Source organism: Streptomyces sp. NPDC058307 (genome assembly GCF_042880295.1).
Taxonomy (GTDB): Bacteria; Actinomycetota; Actinomycetes; order Streptomycetales; family Streptomycetaceae; genus Streptomyces.
Window position 1 is genome coordinate 53,610 of sequence record NZ_JBHVYZ010000036.1, and the last position, 22,515, is coordinate 76,124.

Consider the following 22,515-nt stretch of genomic DNA (forward strand, 5'->3'; position numbering starts at 1 on the left):
CCCGCCGTCGCGACACCGATGGTGCCTCAGTCGCAGTCGCGCACCTTGATCGAGTAGATGCCGCGGCCGTGGGTGGCCGCGTACAGTGTGCGACCGTCGGGGCTCAGCTTCAGCTGGAGCACGGCGACGGCCGGGAGCGAGCCGACACGCTGCCAGCTCGAGCGGCCGGGCGCACGGTAGACGACGCCGAGGTCGGTGCCGACGGCGAGGCCGCCGTTCGGCGTGACGACCGCGGAGTCGGCCGGCACGTCGGGGAAGTTCTTCGAGATGTCCTTCCAGGTGGTGCCGCCGTCCTTGGACTCGAAGACGTGGCCGACGCCGGCCCCAGGCCCCTCGGTCCACTGCCGGGAGAACCCGCTCACCGTGAGGTACACGTGGGCGGCGTTCTTCGGGTCCACGGCGAAGCCGCTGAGGTAGCGGTTGGGTACGGTGCCGTTCGCGCCGGTGGCCGGCAGGGCGATGTCGTGCCACCCGGTACCGTCGGCGTTCCCGACGGCGATGCCGCGGGTGAAGCCCTGGTTGTTGCAGGGGCCGCACCAGGCCGCGTACACCTTGCCGCCCGAGGCGGCGACGGCGGTCGCGGTGTGGCCTTCGCCGAGGTCGTAGACGCTCTTCCACTCGTCGCCGCTGCGGATGGCGTAGCCGTGGGTCTGCACCCAGACGTGACGGCCGCCGGCGATCCAGGTCGAGCTGTTCTTCGCGTCGGCGGCGAGGGGGGCGATGAAGCGTGCCTCGCCGGTGGCGTTGTCGGCCGGGGCGACGTTGTACGACGTGGCCTTGCTCGGATCGTCGATCCAACTGCCGTCGTTGACCGCGCAGTTCTGCGTCACCTGAATGGAGAGGTAGACGTACTCCTCGGCGATGTTGCAGCCGTTGGCGGGGTCGGTCAGGGTGTCACCGCCGTCGCCGCCGAAGTTGGAGCCCATCACCTTGTCGTTGCTGCGCAGGACGGACTGGCCGTTGTCCTGCAGACCGCCGGTGACGGAGACGCCGCCGTGGTCCAGGTCCTTGCCGACACCGACCGAGTAGTACTGGAGGGTGTCGATGGTGCCGTCGTTGAGCGAGGTCCAGTCGGTGGCGTGCCCGGAGGAGTCCTGGGAGCCGTTGACGGGGCGCTTGTAGACGCCTCCGTCGTTGCCGACGTACACGAAGCTCTTGCCGTGGTAGCGGCCGATCGCGACGCCGTGCTGGTCGGAGTGGGTGGTCGGGTTGCAGTCACCGGTCTGCTTGGCCGGGTCGATGCTCCAGCAGGGGAAATTGAAGTTCCAGTACGGCCCGACGGTCGACCAGCTGCCGCCGCCGTCCTTGGTCTCGTAGACCTCCTCCAGACCCGCGTACACGTGCTCGGGGTCGGCAGGGTCGACGGTGAGGAACTGGTTGTACCAGGCCTGCACGCCGGGCATGTAGCCCGGAGAGGTCAGCGCCGAGCCCGAGGCGGCCAGGCCCTGGTAGTCGGCGATCTTCGTCCAAGGACCGCCGGGAGAGCCCGACTTGGAGACGTAGATGCCCTCCAGACCGCTGTCCGGATTGGTGTTCAGCTGCTCCGGCGACTGGTCGATGGCGTAGTACCGGGAGCCGTCGGCGGAGCGGGCGAAGGTGACGCTGCCGACGTTGTCCGCGTCGGTCGGCAGGTCGCCGAAGCCGCTGGTGATCCGGGTCCAGGCGCCGTTCACCTTGGTGTAGAAGCCGTTGTAGTCGTCACCGCTGCGCCAGCCGACCGCGAGAACCACCTTGGAGGGGTTCTTCGGGTCGATCGCGATGTCGTTGGTGATGTTCTTGTACGCGGCGCTGGGATCGGCGGCCTTCGAACCGCCGGGCAGATAGTCGGGGTTGGGCGCGAACTCGAGCTTCCAGGCGCCGCCGAGCTTCTTCGTGGAGTGGCTCCACACGCCCGCGCTGGTCGCCGCCCACACCTTGCCCCCGGCGAAGCGCAGCTGGTGGACGGTGGTGGACTCCAGTTGGTCCCCGCCGACCCGGCTGCGCTTGGAGAACGTGCCGTGGTGGGGGTCGGACAGGACGTAGACCCCGCTGCCGAGGTAGGCGTCCGCGTTGGTGGTCGCCTCGCCGGTGCCCAGCCACAGCCGTCCGCCGCCGTCGAGCGCGAGCGCGCCCGTGGACTGTGAGGGAAGCCGGTCGCTGATCGGCTTCCAGTGGCCGCCACCGCCACGGGAGCGCCACACGCCGCCGCCCGCGCTGCCCGCGTACACGTACCCGTCGTCATCGGCGGCCACCGCGGCCATCCGGCCGGTGACATTGCCCGAGCCGCCGCTGGAGTTGGAGTCGATGTCGCGGTAGCGCGGGTCGTCGGAGTTGTACGGCAGATCGGTGACATTGCGCCAACTGCCGCCGGTACGCGGCAGTTTGCTGAGGCTGCTCCATGCGGCCCCGTACGCTCCCGGGGCGACGATGCCGGGCGAGGTGCGGGCCTCGGCGTACTGATCCGCGCCTTCGGCGATCTCGTCGGCCTCGTTGCCGTCGTCGCCGTCGTCCTCCTTCACCTTGGGGCTCATGGCGCCCACCGACTGCGCGCGCTCAGCGGCGAGTTGGGCGAGTGTCCGGGCTCCGAAGGGGCTGCTGCCATGTGTGCCGGGCGCGGCGCTCGCGGGTATCGCGATGAGTCCGGCGGTTGCGGTGATGGCGCAGGTCGTGAGCCATCGTCTTCTATGAGTTGGTGCTGACACCAAGTCCTCCCAAGCGGGCGGTGATACGGCCGTCGCTGGAGACCTGATCACGCGCGGGAGGGACCATCCGGGGGTTTGGGCAAGCCTTGACCGGAACCTGCCCGCGTGATGCGCAAGCACTTCCGAGGTGAACGAACCAGCCGGCAGTGCTGGTTGCGCGGACTGGACGATTGGTACACCCTCTGGCCCTCACTGCTGTGGCGTTCCGCCGTAGGGCCGAGCCTGGTTCGCGTGCCTCGGCATCATTCCGATCGAACGCATCGTGACCGACAACGCCCCGCACGTGCCCTGTCCGGCTCCACGAAAGGCCTCGTCATGCCTGTTGGCACGAGGGCCGGGTACACGGTGCGTGCACGGGACGTTTCGTGGGCCAAGAAAGGAAGTCGGCCAGTGGCGGTGAAGGCGATGGGGTGGGCGCACTCGTTCCCCATGTCCCAAGGAGTGCGCGTCGGCCGGGAGTGGACGCGCAGGCGTCTTGAGTCGCTGCCTTGGACCGCTGCCGAACCGGACACGGTGGACGCCATCGTGCTGGCGGTGTCCGAGCTGATCACCAATGCGCACATCCACGCGCACAGCGACGCACAGATGGTCCTCACCTGGGACGGTGACTGTCTTCAGGTGAGTGTCCACGACGAGGACCCGTCGCTGCCGCAGCAGCGCGAACCGGAGAAGGGCGCGGTCTCCGGCCGCGGGGTGTCCATCGTGCGCAAGCTCGCCGATGAGTGGGGGATGAGGTGTCAACGGCACGGCAAGACGGTGACGGCATGCTTCCGCCCCGCCGACCCCGCTGCCACCACCGGCCCCGAGGCAAGCGGCAGTTGAGTTCTGCTCAGTGGGGATGAAGCCCCCTGTGGAGGACAGGTGTCACGTGTCCGGCATGAGGATCAGGTGACGACCCGTACGTCCGACTCTGGATTTCGCTCGGCTGCGGCCGACCGGACAACGCGTGGTGGGCACGAGTCCTGGACGGTTCGTGGACGCGGTCGTGGACTCGCTCGTGGACTCGCTCGTGGATGGTCGAAGCCCGCGTCAGCTGACCCGAAGACCGACCGCCAGCGTCAGTTCAAGGACCCGGTGCGGCGAGGCGAGATCCGGAAACAGCTCCCGCACCTGCGACATCCGGTACCGGACGGTCTGGGGATGGACGAACAGCGCCGCCGCCACCTCGTCCCGCCTGCCCTGGTGCAGCAGCCACGCCCGCAACGTCTCCTCCAGCCGCCGTGCGGTCGCGTCGGGCAAGGTCCGCAGCGGTGCGAGGGCTCGGGCGCGCAGGTCTGCGAACGCGTCCATGTCGGCGCTCAGGACCAGTTCGGGCAGGTGGTCCTCGGTGTCGCGAATATCGGAGGAGAGAGAGCGCGCGCGTACGGCTCGGGCGTACGAGGCGGACGCACGAGTCCATGGCCGGGCCGGACCGACCACGGCGGTGCGGTCGGTCAGCTGCCGCAGGAGATGGGCGCGGTCGGCATCGGGGACGAGCAGCACACCGGTGGCATCCGGCAGATCGTCGAGGACGAGGGTGCTCGGGTCGAGCGCGCGGTAGGCAGGCCGGGCCTGGGCGGCGGGCAGCAGGACCGCGGTCAGCGCGACCGGGGGCTGCCATCCGGCCCGTTGGGCAGAGGCCAGCAGCACGTCCGGGCTCGCGCCGGCGAGGAGGTCGCGGGCCAGGTGTTCCAGGTGGCGCTCGTGGTCCCTGCCGCGGGCGGCCAGTTCGTCGGCGTGGCCCGCGGCGCTCGCGGCGGAGAGCTCGTCGATGTAGGCGAAGGTCAGCTCGGCGAACTTGGCGACCTCGGCGGCGGGCAGACCTGCGGGTACGGCGCCCGCCGCCAGGCATCGCCAGGCCACGCGGGCGCCGACGCGGTAGGCGCTGAGCAGAGCGTCCATCGAACGGCCGTCGCGCACCTCGCCGCGGCCCAGCTCGTAGGCTGCGTCACCGGCGTCGACGCCCTTGGTCTTTCCGCTCGCCAGGTCCAGATAATGGCCCAGGGCGGTGCGGACGGCTCGGCGGATGGTGCCGCCCATGCTGCCCGAGAGGGCGTTGGCGTAGGGAGGGACCTCGTCGATGATCGCCTGGACGACCTCGTCGGCGGTGGTCTTCAGTGCGCCCCGAAGTGCGGTGACCGTCGTCTCATCGAGGGCCAGTTCGCTGGCCCTCTGGATTGCATGACTCACGTTTCTATTCCCTGCGAACAAATCAGCCAGCCAGATTTACGTCCTGCGGTCAGGACTTTACGCCTTGAGGCGCAGCAAGCTGGGGGTATGACGAGTACAGCCCTCCGCAGCAGGGCGTGGAAACTGCTGGAGATGGTCACGACGCCGCTGCTGCCGTCGGACTACCTCGACCTGGTCAGTCCGCTGCGTGCGGGCGCTGACCTGCGTGGGCGCATCGAGGCCGTGCACCCCGAGACAGCTGACGCCGCGACTGTCGTGATCAGGCCGGGACGGGGCTGGCGCGGTCACACGCCCGGTCAGTACGTGCGGGTCGGCGTCGACGTCGACGGGGTGCGCCTGTGGCGTGCCTACTCCATCACCTCGCCGACCGACCGCCAGGACGGGCGCGTCACGATCACCGTGAAGGCGATCCCGGACGGCAAGGTCAGCAACCACCTGGTCCGCAGAGCGAAGCCGGGCACGCTGATCCAGCTCGACCAGCCGACCGGTGACTTCGTGCTGCCGCGGGCCAAGCCCGCCAAGGTGCTCTACCTGACGGCCGGCAGCGGCATCACGCCCGTGATGGGCATGCTGCGCGACACCGAGTTCGACGACGTCGTCATGGTCCACTGCGCGCCCCGGCCGCAGGACGTGATCTTCCGCAACGAACTGCACGACCTGGTCGGGGACAAGAAGCTGCGGCTCACCGAGGTGCACACCGACACGGACGGCCAGCTCGACATCGCCCGGCTCGACGAACTCGTGCCCGACTGGGCCGAGCGCGAGACCTGGGCCTGCGGGCCCACGGGCCTGCTCGACGCCGCCGAGAAACACTGGAGCGAGCACGGCGTCCCCGAGCGCCTGCACATCGAACGCTTCCGCCCCAGCATCGTCGTCGCCGGTGACGGCGGCGAGGTCACGTTCAGCGTCAGCGGCAGGACCGCCGACGCGGACGGCGCCACGCCGCTGCTGGACATCGGCGAGGAGGCCGGCGTGCTCATGCCCTCCGGGTGCCGCATGGGCATCTGCTTCGGCTGCGTCACGCCCCTCAAGGCGGGCGCCGTCCGCGACCTGCGCACCGGCGAGATCACCGAGGCCGAGCCGGGCGTCCTCATCCAGACCTGCGTGTCCGCCGCGGCGGGCCCCTGTGACATCGAACGGTAGGAGCACCTTGACCGCCATCGACCCCACCGCCCACCTGACCGCGGAGCAGATCGAGGAGCTCGGCCGCGAGCTGGACGCGATCCGCGACGAGGTGATCGCCGGCCGCGGCGAGAAGGATGCCGCCTACATCCGCAAGGTCATCTCGGCGCAGCGCAAGCTCGAGCTGGTCAGCAGGGGCGTACTGCTGTTCTCGCTCTTCCCGCCCGCGTGGCTGCTCGGTACCGCCGGACTGTCCGTGGCGAAGATCATGGACAACATGGAGATCGGCCACAACGTCCTGCACGGCCAGTGGGACTGGATGCGGGACCCGAAGATCCACTCCACCACCTGGGACTGGGATCACGTCTCGCCGGCCGAGCAGTGGAAGCACTCGCACAACGAGCTGCACCACACGTACACCAACGTGATCGGCAAGGACAACGACCTCGGCTACGGCATCATGCGCGTCGACGAGGACCAGAAGTGGCACCCGATCCACCTCGGCCAGCCGCTGTGGAACTTCATCAACGCCTGCTTCTTCGAGTACGGCATCGCGGCGTACGACCTGGAGCTCGGCAAGAACCTGGACAAGCGCCGCCGCAAGAGCCCGGAGTTCCGCGCGCGGGCCAGGGCCGTGGGCCGCAAGATCCGCAAGCAGGTGCTCAAGGACTACGTGATCCACCCGCTGCTGTCGGGCCCGTCGTTCCTCCCCACGCTCGCCGCCACGTTCACCGCGAACCTGGTCCGCAACATCTGGTCCCACTCGGTGATCATGTGCGGGCACTTCCCCGAGGGCGTACAGGTCTTCGAGCGCCGGTCGATCAAGGGCGAGACGCGCGGCCAGTGGTACCTGCGCCAGATGATGGGCTCTGCCAACATCAGCGGCAGCAAGGCCATGCACTTCATGACCGGCAACCTGTCGCACCAGATCGAGCACCACCTGTTCCCGGACCTGCCGAGCAACCGGTACGCCGAGGTCGCGGTGAAGGTGCGCGCGCTGTTCGAGAAGTACGACCTGGAGTACGTCACCGGTCCGCTGCCCAAGCAGGTGTTCTCCGCGTGGCACAGGGTCTTCCGGCTCTCGCTGCCGAACAGGAAGCCCGAGGTCAAAACGCCGGACCGCGAGCGGGAGCTCGTCGCCGCCTGATTGCCGGTACGGGTTCAGGCCTCCCGGACGTACCGGCCGTACCTGCGGCACCGCCGGGTTCGGTGAGATGCGGTGCGGACGCTGGGCTATCTCGACGTCAGACCGTACGACACGGGATCCGGCGCAGCCAGTGTCCGGCCGCGCCGGGCCCCCGGCGAGGTGTTCCAAAGCGCTGGGCGTGAACTGCTGGTGCCGGGCCTTCGCCGCCGCCAACGAGGGCCTGCTCGTCAAGACCCCTGATGGCGGGGCACATCGCCGGGGCTGCCGCACTGGCCCTACGTCCAGGCCGTCGATGCCGCCCTTGCCGGCCTTGCCGTGCTGAGCAACCCGCCGGGTCCGTCCGGGCCAGCTCCTCGGCAATCTTGGCCACCGTCTCCCGATGGTGCAGTGCGAGGTGAGCAGTTCTGGACGACGAACGCGACGGCCGGGCCCGGCTCAACCGACGCAGTGAGGGAGACGACCTGTGCGAGCCGACGTCCACGCCGCCACCACCACCCTGGAGCACGACGGGCCGCCCTACGTCCAGGGACTCGTCAACCGCGGCGCCATCCAGACCCAGTAGCCCCGCACCACCTCGCACGGGCCCGGCCACCACTCAGGCCGGGCCCGCCGCCGTCTCCGCACCCTCGTTGTCGGTGGCGGCTGCAAAGCTGATCGGATGAACGGAGACGAGCAGTTGCTGAACGGCCGGGTCTACGGTGCCGACCACGACGACCCCAACCCCGGCCCCCTCCCGCACCGGACCTACGCCGAACTGGTCGGCGGGCCGCTGGACGGCCTGCTGCTGGACATCCATGGATGGCGGACCGAGGAAGTCGACGATGGCGTCGCCCTGTCCACCGAGCTGACGCGGTGGCCCGGCGGCCGTGCCCTGTACGACCCGCACCCCAACGAGCCCCGCATGCCCGGCCCGGGTGTGATGTGCCGCTTCTACTACTCAGGCGACACGCCCTGACCGCCCACCCGGCCATGGCCGGAGCACCCGGACCACGGGCCCGGCCATGGCCGGAGTAACCAGATCTCAGTCCCGGCCATGGCTGGTCAGCGCGCCGGCGAACCCTGACGCCGGTGGCAGCGGGTTCAGCCGAGATGCCGGGCGAAGAACCTCAGCGTGCTGTCCACCTCGAATGCCGGGACCTCCCCGTGCTTGCCGGGGTTGGCATGCAGCGTCTTCTCGGCCGAGGCCAACGCTTCGAACAGAGCCAGGCTCTGGGCTCGCGGCACTCGCTCATCGTCCCACTGCACCAGGAACTCCACCGGGACGGTGATCTGTCCGGCGACCTCGGCTGATGCCAGAGCCCCGCCCAAGCCCAGCACCGCCGCGCGGACCCGGGGTTCGGCGGCGACGAACGGAACGCCGAGCCCGCACCCCAACGAGACCCCCCAATAGCCCACCGGACCCGCGCCGACGTGCTCGAGTTGTTGGACCGCGTCCAGAACCGCCCGCCATTCCGGCACCGTCTGGCGGGCTACGAGCGCCTGGAAGTCAGCGATCAGCGGAGCCAGTTCTTCACCGGCCTCCACGCGAGCCTGGTTCTCGGCCGCGAGCCGGTCGTACTCCTCGACCTTCGGCCGGTCGCCATGGGCGGGCACGTCGACCGCCACGACCGCGAAGCCGCACTCGGCCACGAACCGGCGTGCACGGGACAGGATGTCAGGGGCCTTTTTGTGCTGACCACCGCCGTGTCCCATCATCACCATCGGACGAGTACCGGCTGAACCTTGCGGCGTCCACAGCACGCCGGGAATCTCACCGAGGACGAAGAACTGCTCTCGGACGCCGTCGCACGACGTCTCAAGGGTGAAGCGCATAGCGTTTCAAGCCTTTCGGGATGCCTCCGCGGGCACTCCCTGGGCCATGCAGGGGAGGGAGGCCCGACCTGTCAAAGTGTTGATCGGTCTCACCTCCTTGAGTTCGCAGCAGCGCACGGCGGCGGAAAAGGTACCACGAAGGGCTTCGCCCGCGCCGGGACAGCAAGGTTGCCCGACAGGGCGAACGCGCACCTGATGCGGCATTAACTGCTCAGCTGTCTCGTGAGGTTGGTGCCGCCGGCCTTCAGAGGCTTCCTCCGACAACGTCGCACCCCGCCGGCCACCGCGTCCGCCGGCGCCACCAGGGAAGGTCCCCACGCGGCCTCACCCCCTACCCGACAGCTGCCCGGCCGGTAGGCACCGTGCCGATGGGTACTCGGCGTGTCCCCGCGTACGGGCGTGCGGCGGCAGGCATGTGCGTGAGGGGACGGCAGCAGGGCGCAATGCGTCGATGCCTCACCGCGGGGGAGGCGTCGACGAGAGAGGGAGATGGTGATGCCGGGGACCTGGTTGATCGGTGAGCGTTCCGCCAAGGCGGGCAGCCGGCAGGAGACGCGGTCGCGGCCGTGGCGGGCGGTGCCGCTGGGTCACGCGGAGCGGGACGGGTCGGGTCCGACGGAGAGGGACTCGCTGGACGAGCTGGAGCGCCTGACGGCGACCGACGGGACGGCCGACCCGGTCGCGGAGCCCTCCGCCGAGGAGCGCCGGGGCATGGCCGCGATCGCCTTCGACACCGACGAGTGGCTGCAGCGCACCCGCACCCGCACCGTGCAGGGCGGGGCCGGCCACAGCGTGCTGGAACGCGTGTGGACCCGGCCCGCGGCGGAAGCCGTCACCCTGCCCGGCGGGGACCCCGACGATCCCGCCCGCGACGTGATCCCGGCGGTCGTCTCCGCCGACATCACCCTGCGCCCGGTGCCCGACCAGCACGCCGACGACGTCATGCGGCAACTGCGGCACGGGGTGGCCGAACACACCAGGGACGGCTTCGAGTACAACGTCCCGCACCGCACATCCGCAACGGCGGGGGAGCGCCCGCCGCCCTGCTCGCCGAAACCGTCGACGCCCCCGTCCTCTTCTACGGCACCGGACTGCCCGAGGACCAATGGCACGACTCCGACGAGAAGGTCGAGGTCCAGTCACCGCTCCAGGGCGCCGAGACACTCGCCCACCTCCTCGAAGACCTCCCCGACCGTCTGCACCCAGGACAACACCGGACAGAAGGAGAGCAGTGATGGACCACTCACGTGTCCCCGTGCTGGAGGCTCTGCAGGAGTTCCGGCGCCGTGGTGACGTGGTGTACGGGCCTCCGGGGCACAAACAGGGGCTGGGGGCCGATCCACGGGTGGTGGACATCGTCGGCGAGGGCGTGTTCGCCTCGGATGTGCTCTCCCTCAACGGGCTCGACGACCGTCGCGAGTCGCAAGGGGTTCTGACGCAGGCCGAGGAGCTGATGGCCGACGCGGTCGGCGCCGAGCAGGCGTTCTTCTCCACCTGCGGCAGTTCCCTGTCGGTGAAGACCGCGATGCTGGCGGTCGCCGGTCCGGGCGAGAAGCTCCTCATCTCCCGCAACGCCCACAAGTCCGTGATCGCCGCGGTGATCGTCAACGGCGTGGAACCGGTGTGGGTGCATCCGAAGTTCGACGCCGAGCGGCATCTGGCACACCCCCCGGAGCCGGAGGACGTACGGCGCGCGCTGCGGGCGCACCCGGACGCCAAGGGCATGCTGCTGATCACGCCCACCGACTGGGGCTCGTGCGCGGACATCCGCGGTGTCGCGGAGGTCTGCCACGAACAGGACGTCCCCCTGATCGTCGACGAGGCATGGGGGGCGCATCTGCCCTTCCACCCCGATCTTCCGTCCTGGGGCATGGACGCCGACGCCGACCTGGTCGTCACCAGCGTCCACAAGATGGGCGGTGCCATCGAACAGAGCTCCGTCTTCCACCTTCAAGGCGACCGGGTCTCCCCGGAGGTGCTCAAGCAGCGCGAGGACCTGCTGGGCACCACCAGCTCCTCGTCCCTGGTGTACGCCACCCTCGACGGCTGGCGCCGTCAGATGGCCGAGCAGGGCTACGACCTGCTGGACGCTGCGCTGCGCCGCGCCGCACGCATCCGCAAGGCCGTCGCCGACCTGCCCGGACTGCGCCTGATGGGCCAGGAGGTCGTCGACGCGGGCCTGACCGCGGAACTGGACCTGTTGAAGATCACCATCGACGTGCGGGAACTGGGCATCAGCGGCATGCAGGCCGCCGAATGGCTGCGCGCCCACTGCCACGTCGACTTCGGCTCCTCCGACACCTGCCGGATCAGCGGACAGATCACCCACTCCGACAACGACCGTACCGAGAACCTGTTCATCGACTCCCTGCAGCGCCTCGTCGACCACGCTGACAGCATCGAGACCCAGCCCGCCGTGCGGCTTCCCGAGCCGCCCGCACTGGAGCTGGAGCAGGCCATGCTTCCGCGCGACGCGTTCTTCGCGGCCGCGGAGCATGTGCCGGCCCGTAAGGCCGTCGGACGCATCGCCGCCGAGACGATCAGCCCCTACCCGCCCGGTGTGCCTGTCGTGGCCCCCGGGGAAGTCATCACCGCCCCCGTCGTGGACTACCTGACCAGCGGCGCAGCCGCCGGCATGCTCCTGCCCGACGCCGCCGACCCGACCGCCGAAACCCTACGGGTGACGGCTCAGTAAGCGATACGTACCGAAGGCTCACAGAAAGGAACTGTCCATGACGAAGGACCAAGGAAACCCTCACTCCGAGCAGCAGGCGGAACAGGCCGCCCGGAACGCCCGTCAGGCAGAAGAGGAACGCGCGGAATCCCAGCCGTTCAGCTATCCGTATCCGGAGCGCCGCGCGAACGTCCGGGCCACCCGCCACATCACGCGGGAGGAGGCCGACGCGGACGTCACTCCGGGAGTCCCGGGCGGTTACGGCAGCACCGGGGGCGGTCAGCCGGGTGGAAGCGCCGGAATCAACCCCGACCGTGAAGGCACATTGGACCCGTCCGAGTACGCGGACACGATCGGTGCCGGGGACGTCGCCGGCGAGCGCGACCAGGACTGAGTGCTCGGACCAGACCAGCCACTCGCGGACCTGCCCTGCAACGGCAGGGCAGGCCGGTCGTGAACGGTGACCTGAGCGTGCGCCGCTCAGGAGCCGTCCGGTTCCAGTGACCGGACGGCGTTGTCGATCTCCGAGTCAATCAGCCGCTGCGCCTCCAGAGGACGGTTGTCGAAGACGCCGGTGAGTTCGAGGCTCACGATCCCGTGCACCCGTGACCAGATCAGGATCGCGGCGCGTGCGGCGCGCGGTGAGGTGTCCGGCCGCTGCTGGGAACGCGCCCACTGCCGCAACTGCCCGTCCAGCGTGCGGTCGCCGCTGCCGCTGTCGGCCGCCGGGCTTCCCTGCACGGCCGTCAGCAGGTCGATGAGCAGCGCCATCGCCTGGTCCAACGGCGTCCGTGCGGTGACGTTGCCGGGCAGCTCCCCGGCCTGCTCGCCGAAGAGCATCCCGTAACGACGCCGGTACCGCAGGGCCCAGTCACGGTATGCGCCGACCAGCTGCCGCAGGCGCGCCCGGGGCGCCCGCCTGCTGCCTTCCACCGCCTGGCTCATCGCTGCCACGAGCTGCTCGTAGGAGAGCGTCACCAGGTGTGCCACCAGCGCGTCACGCGACGGGAAGTAGCGGTAGACGGCCGGTGCGGACATCGCCATGCCCCGGGCCAGCGCCGCGATCGACAGGGCGTGGATGCCGTCCGCGTCGATGATCGCGAACGACGTGTCCTCGATCTCCTTGAGGGTCTGCGCCCGAAGCCGCTCGCGCCTGGTAGTGGTCTGCGGTGGGTTAGTCATAGTCACATCGTAAGTGACCATCGGGGTTCGGACTGGCCGTTCCTTCTGTTACGACCCGTAGCTGAATGCTTGACAAGTCTGACGTGCAGTCGCATAGTTACGGTCATTAACAGAGCGACGCAGATTCGCATCTCTTGAGGAGTCGACCATGGCCGAGTTGAACGCCGTCACCGGTGACACCACAACCGTCACCGAGGTGGTACTGCCGGGCAAGGTCGCACCGACCGGCCTGCAACTGTCGCGGCGGGCGCTGCCCGCGCCCGCCGCCGGGCAGGCACTGGTGCGGGTCGAGTCGACCGCGGTGTCCTTCGCGGAGAGCGCGATGCGCCGGGGCCGCTACTACGGCCAGCCCGCCTTCCCGTTCGTCCTCGGATACGACCTCGTCGGCGTCGTCGAGGCAGTCGGACCCGGCGTGGACCGCACCCTGGTCGGCCGCCGGGTCGCCGCGCTGACCAAGACCGGCGGCTGGGCCACGGCCGTACTGCTGACCGCCGCCGACCTGGTCGAGGTGCCCGACGGAATCGACCCCGACGAGGCGGAGACGCTGATCGTCAACGGTCTGACCGCCTACCAGATGCTCCACGCCAAGGCGAAGGTGCGGGCCGGACAGACCGTCCTCGTGACGGGCGCCGCCGGGGGAGTCGGCTCGGTCCTGGTCCAGCTCGCCCGGCACGCCGGTGTCCGCGTGATCGGCACGGCGAGCCCGCGCCAGCACGAGGCGCTGCGCGCCCTCGGCGTGGAGCCGGTCGACTACCGCGACCCCGACCTGGCCGCTCGCGTCCGGGAACTGGCCCCCGACGGCGTGGACGCCGTGTTCGACCACCTCGGCGGCGCGAGCGTCACCCTCTCCTACCGACTGCTCAACCGCACCGGCACGCTGGTCTCCTACAGCATCGCGGCCGCGCTCGACGGCACCCGCCCGATACTGCTCGACTTCCTGCCCCTGCTCGCCAAGCTGGCGTTCTGGAACCACCTGCCCACGCGCAGGCACGCGAGCTTCTACGACATCTGGGCGGGCGCCGGCAAGCCGGACTCGGCCAAGCGCGAAGCGTTCCGGGACCGGACGCGCAGGGACCTCACCCACGTCCTCAACCTGCTGCGCGACGGCGTGCTCACCGCACAGATCGCCGCCCGCTTCCCGTTGGCCGAGGCGGCCGCGGCGCTGGAACTGGCCGAGTCATCCGCCCGCACGGCCCCCGGCAAGGTCATCCTCACGCCCTGACGGCCGAGCCCGGACGGCGACCCGAACGAGTGCCCGAAGGGCTTCTCGAATGAGTCATCCGGTTCTGCGGGTGCAGGGCGAGCACGCCGACGGCGCGGTGCGCGTGTCGAAGGCGTGGCGGAGCGGATCGCCGGGTGCGGGCAGCCCGTGGACCGCGAGGGTCCAGTCGTCCTCCGGCTGAGCGAAGCCGGGCTGCCCTGTCACAAGCGTCTACCAGACGGCCTCGGCGTCATCGGCGGCTGCGATGATCAGCCTCTGTTGGGTGCGGATGAGGGGGGAACCCGTGCGGGATCCGCGGGCCGGACAACGGCGATCCCCACCCGGGGCCGCCCTCTTGAGCCTTCCGCCGATGAGCGTGTGAGCAAGTCAGGCGTCTCGCCGAGGACCTGCTCGAAAACGGAAGGTCATCCAGGACACGGTCCACCACCAGGGCGCCACTGGCCTGGTGCTGCGCGTCCTGTCGCCCACGCCGACCCTGGCGGCGCCGATACCTCATGTGTCCTTCCCTTCGCTTCCTCCCCGTGTTCGGGACGCAGACCTGTCCGTGACCGAACGCGAGGCGAAACCGAGCCCGTACAGCAGGACACCGGTCAGGGAGCTGCCGGAGTCGTAACCGGTATTCCAGCGCGGTGCCGAGGAACGTGTACTTGCCCCACCAGCCCAGCATCACCAGGAAGGTCGCCAGTACATACGCCGGGACCCGCGGCGTCAGAAAGGCCCGGCCCGCCACCGTGTCCATCCCGCCGACGGCCCGGGGTGCCCTCCGGCGCGCAGGCGGAAGCCGTTCGGGGCCGCTCTCCCCGGCCGGTCAACTGCCGCCGTGGACCGACAACAGGAAGATCCAGGACGGCTCCGACGCAGTGTCACAGGAGCCACGAATTGATAATCTCACCGCGCCTGCACGCTCCGTCCGGAGCCTCAACGGTGGACCATGGCGGGAAGGGCAAGTCCCGTGAGGGACCTGACGGACCTGGGAATGGCTCACCGTCTCGCCGACCATGCGGATGTCATCGCCCGACACCACTTCTCGACCGCGGCGGTCGGTTCCGGGATCAAGAGCGATGGGAGCCCGGTCACCGAAGCCGACCGGGAGATCGAAATCGTCCTTCGCTCCCTGGTCCGTCAGGAGTGTCCCGACGACGCGTTCATCGGTGAGGAGTTCGGCGCCCATGGACACGGCAGACGGCGCTGGATCATCGATGCCGTCGACGGCACCACGAGCTTCCTCGCCGGTGAACCCGAGTGGAGCACATTGATCGCTGTCGAGGAGGACGGCCGCATCACCCTGGGCATGGTCTCTGCTCCTGCCCTGGGGCGCCGGTGGTGGGCAATGCCGGACGCGGGCTCCTGGACAGGGCCATGCCCCTGCACTCCAGACGCTACGGCGCACCGATTGGCCCTCAGTGAAGGTGGAAGTGCCCAGAACGCGGTGATCGGCATCTGGCCGCCGCCGCCCAGGCTGAACCAGCAAGAACGCGCCGTGGCCGAGCGACTGGCCCGTGGTGTCGACCAAGTGCGACCGCCGATCGACTGGACTGCGGCAGAACCCACCACGCCGGCACCCCGCAAACCGTCCACCGGGTCCGGCACCTGCCACGGCGCCCTCCTGGTCGCGAGCGGTCAACTGGACGCCTTCCTCCTGATGAGAGCCGGCCCCTGGGACATCGCGCCGCTGATCCCCATCGTCCAAGAAGCCCGTGGCACCTTCAGCGACCTCACCGGCCGGCACCGGAGCCGCGCTGTTCGCCCGCCCCGGGCTCCACCAGCAACTCCTGGACATCGCAGTCCCCGCCAAATGAGCGGCACCCGACCTCGCCTTCGTAGCCCGTCTGCTGACGAGAAAGACCGCAGGGCGGCGTTGAAAATGCCGACAGGGGCGGCGTTCCCGATGCCGACGAGGGATGACGACGGCGCCCCGCCGTCTTCGACGGCGGACCGGATCAGTCACCTCACTTGGACAGTGCTGAACCGGGCGGGAGTTTTCGTCCTGCTTCAGGCATCGCCAGCTGGCACATGACGTATCGGAAGCCTTGGTTCCATGTCTCTTCGGCGTGAATCCAACCGGACAGCTCGCGCGTGGAGCTCTTGTACGACCCGAACCGCTTGGTGCACAGATCGTAATACGCGTCCCACGCGCCGAACTTCAGGTTCGCGGGCGCTTTGACGTAACCCAGACCCTGAAACTCATGCGGTTTGTCGCAGTTCACCAGGAGAAAGGCGTAGTTGTTCTCTCCCAGTTTCTCGGTGTTGTAGCAGTCACCGGTCGCGCTGTTCTCGACGAAGATCTGTTCCCCCTGCTTGCGGTAGTCACCCACCTCGCCGTAGAGGCTGACGGTCCGCCCGAAGAGCAGGCAGGCCGTGTTTCGGACGCCGCTGTTCCAGCCCGCCTCGCTGGGGACCAGAGCGAAGGGCTGGACATCGACCATCTTGCGCACTGTGTTCCGCAAAAGGCCTGTGCAGATCCCCGGGCCGTTGGTCCTCGCATCGGCCAGAGAGGTAGTTGCGTTCACGTCCAGGACCTGGCCGTCCGGGTAGGTCTTGCAGTTCACGATGGTCAGTCTGGGCAAGCCTTTGAGTCTTCCCTCGGGCCAGGAGGCATGGACGCAGTCCCCGGGTTTCAGCGTGCGGGTCAGCCCCACCGCCTCCCCGTACGGCTGGCCCGGATCGCTCTTCGGGGCCGTGGTGTCCGGACCCTGGAGCAGTTTGGTCCCCGCCCATACTCCGCCGCCGATGAGCACGAGTACGGCGGCGACGACACCCCAAGCCCGGCCTGAAGAGAGCTTGGCGCTCCGGTGATGTCGCGGTCGCGGCGGAGTCTTCGCGGGCGACGGGCTCTCCTCGGTCGGTGGCGCGCCAGGAGGCGGCCGTGAGGCCGCTTCTTCCGGCAGCGGCGTCGTCTCCGGCTCCGCGACGGCCCGCCTGTGTGCTCTCGGTTCCTCACCCGGCGTGGGGGTAAGCCCGGCGAGCCTGCGCATCGCCTCGTCGCCCCCCATCCGCTGTTCGGGATCCTTGGCCATCAGGCCGGTGAGCACCGGTCCCAGCTCTCCGGCACGGGACGGCGCTGAGGGTTCCTCGAAGAGCAGCGCCGAGAGGGTCTCGTAAGGCGTCGGCCGGTCGAAGGGCCCGTCCCCCTCCACGGCGTAATACAAGGTGGCGCCGAGTGAGAAGAGGTCGGAAGCCGGGCTCGGTGCCACGCCGCGGGCGCGCTCCGGTGCCAGGAATCCTGGGGTTCCGATGAACCCCGACGTTGCGGTCAGCCGTGTTTCGCCCGAGTCCGGCTGCAGCGAGATGCCGTAGTCGGCCAGCAAGATCTGCCCGTCGGCCGCGCTGCCTCGGGTCTGGGCGTCGGGTGCCGTCAGCAGGATGTTGGCCGGTTTGACGTCCCGGTGCAGAATCCCGGCCTGGTGGCCCGCCGTCAACGCGTCGAGGACAGCCACACCGATTCGCGCAGTGTCGGCGGGGGAGAGCGGTCCCTGGTCACGCACCACCTCGGCGAGATCCCTCGCCCCGGGCACGAATCCCATCACAATCCAGGGCAGGCCGTCTTCTTCCACGATGTCGTACACGGTGGCGACGTGCGGATGGCTACGCAGCCGGGCAGCGTGTCGCGCCTCGACTCGCGCACGGGTGATCCGGGCGCCCAACTGGTCCTCAGGGATTCCTGTGGGGAGGGTTATCTCCTTGAGGGCGACCTCGCAGTCGAGTGTCTGGTCGTAGGCGAGCCACACCCGCCCCATCCCCCCGGCCCCCAGCCTGCGCAGCAGCCGGTACCGCGCCGCTACAAGGCGCTCGGCACCGTTGCCCTCCGCCATGGCGGACCTCCATCATGTCCCAACACCATGATAGATCTATAAATACTACTAAATTGCCTTACGTGCTCACCAGTTACTCGGGGTGCTTCGACTCGGCGTGCCATTGCCTGAGTCCTGCGTTCGCGTTCCAGAGCGGTGTCAGTCCTGACGCGCTGGGGTTCACGGGTAAGGGCCGTTTTCCCGCACGCGGGCTGGCCCGGCCGGCTGAGGCCATGCGGGCCGGGGGGCCAGCCGTGCACCCGATTCGGTGCCGCGTGTCGCCAACCGTTTCGAGATCGCCGACACTCATGACGGCTTTCCGTCAGGTGCCCGGGCGTCACAGCCCCAGCGAAACGGCCAGCCGCGTGAGTTCCGCCATGCTGTTGATGCCGAGCTTGGCCCGGATGCGGCGGAGATAGGCGTCGACCGTGTGCTGGGAAAGTCCCATGTGGCGCGCCGTTTGAAGATAGGTGCACCCTGCGGTGATGTGCCGCAGGGTCTCCCGCTCCCGTGGGGCCAGGGAAGGCACGAGCGCCTCCGTGTGCGGCGTGGCTGTGAAACTCATGGAATGTCTCCGGCAGGTCGGCTGGGCCCTGACTGCTCACCCTTGAATAGGGGACGCTTGAGGCAAATGCACCTTTTGGTAGGTTTCACGCGTGGAGGTCGAGGTTCGGTTCCACGCTGCCGCACGTTTCCTGGAGATCTTTTCGCGCGGTCCCCACCATCGAGAACGTCCAGGCAATGAGCGGCAACGCGGCGCGACGCAACCGATGAGTGTGGGCAACGCGGTCGGGCACTTCATCGGCGCGCCGGATCCAGGCATGCGGGACGGCGGCGTTGCGTTGGTGTTCCGCGTCGCGCAGGATCATGCTGGTCGGTAGAGCCCTGGCCGGAACCGCTGCCGGTGGCTGCCACCCATACGACGATGATCACGACGATAGGTTCCTGCGGCGCGTCATGACCTCGGAATGAGCAGGGGCGAGATGATCGACGATGGAGCGAGTGCCAAGCCCTGAACGGCCGGACGAGCCCGCCGACGAGTCGGCGTTCACGGCCACTGCCACCCTCAATGAGCAAGGTGTTGTGACGGGGTGGAGTGAAGGCGCCCGGCGGCTGCTCGGATACGCGGGCTCCGAGGTCGTGGGGCGGCCCGCCGCCGGGCTGCTCGCAGATGGAAACCGCGACACGAACGCGTGGCTCCGGGGCGCGCGGGAGCGGTGCAGCGGCACTGTGGCGCTGCGGCACCGGGACGGTCAGCGGCTGGAGCTGCATCTCCTCGCGCACCATCAGGCCTCGCACGGGGGGACGGCCGAGTGGCATCTTGTGTCCGCTGCGTCCGCTCTGTCCGGGAAGCCGTATACGCCCGACGGTGAACCGCTCAAGGCATGGGCGTTCTCTCAATCGGCTGACGTCCTGGCGATCTTCGACACTGACCTGCGGATGGTGGCGGCGAGCGTCGGCATGGAACGTGCGCTGTCCTTTCCCGAGGCCGAGATGTGCGGACTGCGCCTGCCGGAGATCGCGCCGTGCGCCATGAGCGACGAGGTCGAGAGCAGGATGCGCCTGGTGGTGAAGAGCGGCGGGCAGCAATACCTGGAGGCCTCCATCGCCCCCACAGGGATCAGTCCGGAGAGCGACTGGTCGACATCTCTGGCCCCGCTGAAGGACGCGGACGGCCAGGTGCGTGCCGTGTGCCTGACGGCGCACTCCAGGCCCGAGGGGTACCGCGTCAGGCGGCGGATGCTGTTGAACGACGCCCGCGCCCGTATCGGCACCACGTCGGACAGGGCGCGTACCGCGCAAGAACTGGCCGAGACCGCCGTTCCTTTGCTCGCGGACTTCACAGCCATTGACCTGCTGGACTTCCCCCAGCAGGGCCACGAGCCAGGCTCGGTCCCCTCGCCGGTACCGGTCACCGTGCGCCGCAGCGCTGTGCGCTCGGTCCTGGAGGGGAGCCCGGAGTCCGTGGTCGCGGTGGGCGAGGCGGTCACCTACGCGGCACTGACACCTCCCGCCGAGTGTCTGGCCGCGGGCCGACCTGGGCTGTACCAGATGACCGACTCATCCTTCGCCCGGTGGGCAGACCAGGACCCCTCAGCCGCCTGGATCCACACCTACGGAACACACTCCATGATGATCGTGCCGTTGCGTGCCCACGGCACCACGCTCGGCGTGGCCCTCTTCAGCCGCCACCAGCGGCGGCAACCCTTTACACCGGACGACCTGACGCTGGCCGGGGAGCTCGCGGCGACAGCGGCCGTCAGCATCCACGACGTCCTGCGGGCCGCGCCGGAGCGCACGTCGACCATGACTCTGCAGCACAGCCTGCTCCCGCACGCGCTGCCCGGTCGGACGGCACTCGAGATCGCCTATCGCTACCTGCCCACGGGCACCGCCGTCGGCGTGGGCGGCGACTGGTTCGACGTGATCCCGCTGTCCGGGGCACGGGTGGGTCTCGTGGTAGGTGATGTCGTCGGCCATGGCATTCGTGCTGCCGCCACCATGGGCCGCCTGCGCACCGCAGTGCGCACTCTGGCCGATGTCGACCTGCCGCCGGACGAGCTGCTGACCCACCTCGATGATCTCGTCATCCGCCTGGCCGCCGACGAAGGCGATACGGACCCCTCTGCCGAACCCACCTCAGGAATTGGTACTACCTGCCTGTACGCGGTCTACGATCCGGTCTCCCGCCGCTGCACCCTGGCCCGTGCGGGCCACCCCCTACCCGCCGCAGTCACTCCGGATGGCACCGTCTACTTCCTCAATGTACCCCCAGGCCCACCACTGGGACTGGGCGGTCTGCCCTTCGAGACCCTGGACATCGAACTGCCCGAGGGCAGCATCCTCGCCCTCTACACCGACGGTCTGCTCGAAGCCCGCGACCATGACATCGACGAAGCCCTCGACCACATGTTCACGGCCCTCTCTTCCCGCGCCCCGACTCTGGACACGGTCTGTGACAGGATTCTCGCGCCTGTGCTGAGAAACAGCCCCGCGGACGACATCGCCGTGCTCCTCGCGCGTACCCGAGCCTTGGGCGCCGACCAAACAGCCGCTTGGGACCTGGCTTCCGACCCCGCCATCGTTGCCCAGGCCCGCAAACACGCCACCGACCAGCTGACGGCCTGGGGACTGGACCATGCTGCCTTCGTCACCGAACTGATAGTCAGCGAACTCGTCACCAATGCCATCCGCTACGGCAAACCACCTATCCACCTGCGACTGATCCACGACGGCAGCACCCTGATCTGCGAAGTCTTCGACTCACGCAATACCTCCCCGCACTTGCGGCGGGCCCGGGCCTTCGACGAAGGAGGGCGCGGCCTGCTCCTGGTCGCCCAGCTCTCCGAGCGCTGGGGCACACGACATGCCACCACCGGCAAAACCATCTGGGCTGAACAGTCGCTTTCAACGCCATAGGCATACGAATCGGCGGCGCAACCGTTCCGGCTCCCGCACGTCACCGGCCCGGGCCGTCAGTGCTCTCGCCTCCGGCCGGTGCCGCGCCGCCTGCGGCCGGACCGGTCGGCTCCGGGTGCGGAACCCGGAGCCGACCGCAATGCCCACACGACGGGCGATCAGTGAAGAGTGCAGGTGATGACGACCCTCCTGTTGGCGCGGCGTCCCTCTTCGGTCCGGTTGCTCGCGACGGCTCCGCTGATCCCGCGTCCGACGGCCTTCAGCCGTGAGGGGGAGACCCCCTGCGTCTGGAGGTAGCGGCTGACAGCCCTGGCCCGCGCCAAGGACAGGTCCCGTGCCTTGTCTGCCGAGCCGCCGGGGACCGAGGCCGCGTACCCGGCTACCTCGGCGGTGGCGGCGGGGTAGGTGCGGGTCAGGACGGTGGTGATCCTCGCGAGGTCGCGCTGGGCCGTGGAACGGAGGACGGTGCTGTCACCGGCGAAGAGGACGCCTGCGGGAAGCGGCACCATCACCTGGTGCTTCTTCACCCAACGGGCCCGGGCGATTTCGGTGCCGGACCCGGGGAGGGAAAGGAGACTGTCACTGCTCCACTCCACAAGCCGGCCTCCGCAACGGGAGAACATCTGCCGGAACAGTTCACGCAACTGGACCTCGCGCAGTGAGTCCAGGGCACCTGTGGGCGTCCGAGCGGCGCCGACCATGTGCACGCGCCATCCCTTGCACTCACTGATCATGCCTTGTCGGGCAACGGCCGAAAGGGTGGTTTCCGGGTCAGCGAGGGCCACCGGATCTGTCAGCTTGAGTGGTGGCGTGTCCTGCAGCCCGCTCCCGAAGAGGACGACGTCGGTGATCGGCGGGCGGTGCGGAAGGGCGTGAAGGCTGTCGGAGAGGTCACGGATCCCGCTGAGGACGTCGACCCGGCCGGTGGGAGCGTTCCGCTGGGACGACAGGACAGCGCGGACGAGTTCTCGCTGGAGCTTCTTCCGCTGAATCTCCTTGAGCAACTGATTGGGGCCATGCCCGACGACCTGCTTGTTGAAGGCAGTCGCCGGTGCCCGGCCGGCAGTGACGTTCTTGAGGACCACGTGCGCGCCGCTGCGTCCCGCATCCTCGGCGATCATCTTCGCGTCCGCCGTATTGGCGTGACTGGCGGTGCCGGTCACCAGGCCGATCACAGACGTTTCGTCGCCGCTCGCGTCGGCGGAAGCGGCCGCGGTGGCGGGTTGGCTGGTCAGGGTCAGGAGCATCGTCAGCAGGACGCCGACGAGGGTGATGATCTTGGCTTTCACAAGGGT

At 69.1% G+C, this 22,515-nt stretch carries 18 protein-coding genes; 10 read left to right on the forward strand and 8 right to left on the reverse strand.

Features of this window, described 5'->3' with window-relative positions:
- Positions 1–26 precede the first annotated feature (26 nt).
- Positions 27–2,681: a glycosyl hydrolase gene (locus tag ACFVYN_RS24710; RefSeq protein ID WP_390001904.1), complete on the reverse strand. Its 2,655-nt coding sequence runs from the start codon at positions 2,679–2,681 to the stop codon at positions 27–29.
- A 390-nt stretch (positions 2,682–3,071) separates the two neighbouring features.
- On the opposite strand from ACFVYN_RS24710, the gene ACFVYN_RS24715 reads away from it, so the two are divergent.
- Positions 3,072–3,503 carry an ATP-binding protein gene (locus ACFVYN_RS24715; protein ID WP_390001906.1) on the forward strand — a complete coding sequence of 144 codons (432 nt, stop codon included), beginning with the start codon at positions 3,072–3,074 and terminating at the stop codon, positions 3,501–3,503.
- A 207-nt stretch (positions 3,504–3,710) separates the two neighbouring features.
- Here ACFVYN_RS24715 and ACFVYN_RS24720 read toward each other — a convergent pair whose 3' ends face one another.
- Positions 3,711–4,850 (reverse strand): PucR family transcriptional regulator, encoded by a 1,140-nt coding sequence (locus ACFVYN_RS24720; protein ID WP_390001908.1) that lies wholly within the window; start codon positions 4,848–4,850, stop codon positions 3,711–3,713.
- A gap of 87 nt (positions 4,851–4,937) precedes the next feature.
- On the opposite strand from ACFVYN_RS24720, the gene ACFVYN_RS24725 reads away from it, so the two are divergent.
- The 3 genes from ACFVYN_RS24725 to ACFVYN_RS24735 all read left to right on the forward strand — a co-directional run bounded on the left by ACFVYN_RS24725 (position 4,938) and on the right by ACFVYN_RS24735 (position 8,074).
- A complete protein-coding gene (locus ACFVYN_RS24725) occupies positions 4,938–5,993 on the forward strand; it encodes a ferredoxin reductase (RefSeq protein WP_390001909.1) in 1,056 nt (351 codons plus the stop codon).
- Between the two features lie 7 nt (positions 5,994–6,000).
- Positions 6,001–7,119 (forward strand): fatty acid desaturase family protein, encoded by a 1,119-nt coding sequence (locus ACFVYN_RS24730; protein ID WP_390001911.1) that lies wholly within the window; start codon positions 6,001–6,003, stop codon positions 7,117–7,119.
- Positions 7,120–7,777: 658 nt separating this feature from the next.
- Positions 7,778–8,074: a hypothetical protein gene (locus ACFVYN_RS24735; protein ID WP_390001913.1), complete on the forward strand. Its 297-nt coding sequence runs from the start codon at positions 7,778–7,780 to the stop codon at positions 8,072–8,074.
- Positions 8,075–8,199: 125 nt separating this feature from the next.
- Here ACFVYN_RS24735 and ACFVYN_RS24740 read toward each other — a convergent pair whose 3' ends face one another.
- Positions 8,200–8,931 (reverse strand): dienelactone hydrolase family protein, encoded by a 732-nt coding sequence (locus tag ACFVYN_RS24740; RefSeq protein WP_390001915.1) that lies wholly within the window; start codon positions 8,929–8,931, stop codon positions 8,200–8,202.
- Between the two features lie 495 nt (positions 8,932–9,426).
- Here ACFVYN_RS24740 and ACFVYN_RS24745 point away from each other — a divergent pair, with 495 nt between their 5' ends.
- From ACFVYN_RS24745 to ACFVYN_RS24755, 3 genes are read left to right on the forward strand one after another with little or no spacing between them, the layout of a single operon-like run.
- Entirely contained in the window at positions 9,427–10,224 is a 798-nt protein-coding gene (locus ACFVYN_RS24745; protein WP_390001917.1) for a hypothetical protein, read from the forward strand.
- Positions 10,166–11,626, forward strand: a complete 1,461-nt coding sequence (locus ACFVYN_RS24750; RefSeq protein ID WP_390001919.1) for an aminotransferase class I/II-fold pyridoxal phosphate-dependent enzyme — start codon at positions 10,166–10,168, stop codon at positions 11,624–11,626. Before ACFVYN_RS24745 ends, ACFVYN_RS24750 begins: the two co-directional genes overlap by 59 nt.
- A gap of 37 nt (positions 11,627–11,663) precedes the next feature.
- The gene (locus ACFVYN_RS24755) at positions 11,664–11,999 is read left to right on the forward strand and encodes a hypothetical protein (RefSeq protein ID WP_390001921.1); all 336 of its coding nucleotides are present in this window, start codon (positions 11,664–11,666) and stop codon (positions 11,997–11,999) included.
- Between the two features lie 86 nt (positions 12,000–12,085).
- On the opposite strand, the gene ACFVYN_RS24760 is transcribed toward ACFVYN_RS24755, so the two are convergent.
- Complete coding sequence (locus ACFVYN_RS24760; protein WP_390001923.1) at positions 12,086–12,787, reverse strand: TetR/AcrR family transcriptional regulator; 702 nt, start codon at positions 12,785–12,787, stop codon at positions 12,086–12,088.
- A 148-nt stretch (positions 12,788–12,935) separates the two neighbouring features.
- Between ACFVYN_RS24760 and ACFVYN_RS24765 the strand changes: the two genes are divergently transcribed.
- Positions 12,936–14,009: a medium chain dehydrogenase/reductase family protein gene (locus tag ACFVYN_RS24765; RefSeq protein ID WP_390001925.1), complete on the forward strand. Its 1,074-nt coding sequence runs from the start codon at positions 12,936–12,938 to the stop codon at positions 14,007–14,009.
- A gap of 952 nt (positions 14,010–14,961) precedes the next feature.
- On the forward strand, positions 14,962–16,026 hold the full coding sequence (locus ACFVYN_RS24770) for an inositol monophosphatase family protein (RefSeq protein WP_390001927.1): 1,065 nt from the start codon (positions 14,962–14,964) through the stop codon (positions 16,024–16,026).
- Here ACFVYN_RS24770 and ACFVYN_RS24775 read toward each other — a convergent pair.
- From ACFVYN_RS24775 to ACFVYN_RS24785, 3 genes are all read right to left on the reverse strand, one after another.
- Positions 15,959–17,821 carry a protein kinase gene (locus ACFVYN_RS24775; protein WP_390001929.1) on the reverse strand — a complete coding sequence of 621 codons (1,863 nt, stop codon included), beginning with the start codon at positions 17,819–17,821 and terminating at the stop codon, positions 15,959–15,961. The two genes, ACFVYN_RS24770 and ACFVYN_RS24775, sit on opposite strands and share 68 nt — an antisense overlap.
- Positions 17,822–18,137: 316 nt before the next feature.
- Positions 18,138–18,365 (reverse strand): response regulator transcription factor, encoded by a 228-nt coding sequence (locus ACFVYN_RS24780; RefSeq protein WP_390001931.1) that lies wholly within the window; start codon positions 18,363–18,365, stop codon positions 18,138–18,140.
- Positions 18,366–18,450: 85 nt separating this feature from the next.
- Positions 18,451–18,669: a hypothetical protein gene (locus tag ACFVYN_RS24785; RefSeq protein ID WP_390001933.1), complete on the reverse strand. Its 219-nt coding sequence runs from the start codon at positions 18,667–18,669 to the stop codon at positions 18,451–18,453.
- A 124-nt stretch (positions 18,670–18,793) separates the two neighbouring features.
- Here ACFVYN_RS24785 and ACFVYN_RS24790 point away from each other — a divergent pair, with 124 nt between their 5' ends.
- Positions 18,794–21,220, forward strand: coding sequence for a SpoIIE family protein phosphatase (locus ACFVYN_RS24790; protein WP_390001934.1), 2,427 nt, complete (start codon positions 18,794–18,796; stop codon positions 21,218–21,220).
- Positions 21,221–21,378: 158 nt separating this feature from the next.
- Here ACFVYN_RS24790 and ACFVYN_RS24795 read toward each other — a convergent pair whose 3' ends face one another.
- Positions 21,379–22,509: an OmpA family protein gene (locus ACFVYN_RS24795; protein ID WP_390001936.1), complete on the reverse strand. Its 1,131-nt coding sequence runs from the start codon at positions 22,507–22,509 to the stop codon at positions 21,379–21,381.
- Between the last annotated feature and the right edge of the window lie 6 nt (positions 22,510–22,515).

Coding starts and splice junctions, on each gene's coding strand:
- ACFVYN_RS24725 (WP_390001909.1), top strand. CDS start 4,938: ATGACGAGTACAGCCCTCCGCAGCAGGGCGTGGAAACTGCTGGAGATG.
- ACFVYN_RS24735 (WP_390001913.1), top strand. CDS start 7,778: ATGAACGGAGACGAGCAGTTGCTGAACGGCCGGGTCTACGGTGCCGAC.
- ACFVYN_RS24740 (WP_390001915.1), bottom strand. CDS start 8,931: ATGCGCTTCACCCTTGAGACGTCGTGCGACGGCGTCCGAGAGCAGTTC.
- ACFVYN_RS24745 (WP_390001917.1), top strand. CDS start 9,427: ATGCCGGGGACCTGGTTGATCGGTGAGCGTTCCGCCAAGGCGGGCAGC.
- ACFVYN_RS24750 (WP_390001919.1), top strand. CDS start 10,166: ATGGACCACTCACGTGTCCCCGTGCTGGAGGCTCTGCAGGAGTTCCGG.
- ACFVYN_RS24755 (WP_390001921.1), top strand. CDS start 11,664: ATGACGAAGGACCAAGGAAACCCTCACTCCGAGCAGCAGGCGGAACAG.
- ACFVYN_RS24760 (WP_390001923.1), bottom strand. CDS start 12,787: ATGACTAACCCACCGCAGACCACTACCAGGCGCGAGCGGCTTCGGGCG.
- ACFVYN_RS24765 (WP_390001925.1), top strand. CDS start 12,936: ATGGCCGAGTTGAACGCCGTCACCGGTGACACCACAACCGTCACCGAG.
- ACFVYN_RS24775 (WP_390001929.1), bottom strand. CDS start 17,821: ATGGCGGAGGGCAACGGTGCCGAGCGCCTTGTAGCGGCGCGGTACCGG.
- ACFVYN_RS24780 (WP_390001931.1), bottom strand. CDS start 18,365: ATGAGTTTCACAGCCACGCCGCACACGGAGGCGCTCGTGCCTTCCCTG.
- ACFVYN_RS24785 (WP_390001933.1), bottom strand. CDS start 18,669: ATGATCCTGCGCGACGCGGAACACCAACGCAACGCCGCCGTCCCGCAT.
- ACFVYN_RS24790 (WP_390001934.1), top strand. CDS start 18,794: ATGGAGCGAGTGCCAAGCCCTGAACGGCCGGACGAGCCCGCCGACGAG.